Here is a 590-nt window from a genome sequence, read left to right on the forward strand (position 1 = left end):
AAATCTCGATTGGGTGTTTAGCCTCTGCGTTAACCTTACGATACATAAGGTAGTTACCACTGTCGCCCTTATGGCCGATTAAACCTCGACGAGCACGATGAAAATCGACGAGGACTTTAACATCCAATGCCGGATTTTGATCTTTAGCGAGCATCAATGCAGCCAGTATTTCACGGCCAGCATCGTCGTCTTCTAAATACAGGGCTGAAATATAGATAGCATGCTTTGCACCTGCGATAGATGTCAGCAATTCAGCCTTAAGGCATTTTGGGGTCAGCAACCAACGAATAGCTTCTGGCTGTAACGGTATTCCACCAAGCTTATCCAGCAAGGATATCTCCTTAAAAATGCGCACCATTGCGGAAGTAAGTACTGGGATCTAATTCGATAAACATTACCGATAGACTTTTAAGTTCCGGATATGCCAAAGTCACAGCCTCACGGATAGTACATTCAACCAATTGGTGCGTATGGGGATCTTTTGGAAACCAAAGCATCTCAACTTGTGTGATACTCAGGTCTGGCATGCCGTCACGATAACTGACACTCGGTACCCAGTCTAATGTAAGCCCTTGTTGGTCCACATTACA

1 protein-coding gene and 1 pseudogene are annotated in these 590 nt (G+C 44.9%); both read right to left on the bottom strand.

Going from position 1 to position 590, the window contains the following annotated elements:
- A pseudogene (gene pssA, locus K5Q58_RS20710) lies at window positions 1-331 on the bottom strand (CDP-diacylglycerol--serine O-phosphatidyltransferase); the annotation flags it as partial.
- A gap of 10 nt (window positions 332-341) precedes the next feature.
- Window positions 342-590 (bottom strand): DUF1904 family protein (locus K5Q58_RS20715; RefSeq protein WP_220755733.1); only part of this gene is annotated, 249 nt, incomplete at its 5' end.

This window comes from Shewanella sp. KT0246 (genome assembly GCF_019654955.1).
GTDB lineage: Bacteria > Pseudomonadota > Gammaproteobacteria > Enterobacterales > Shewanellaceae > Shewanella > Shewanella goraebulensis.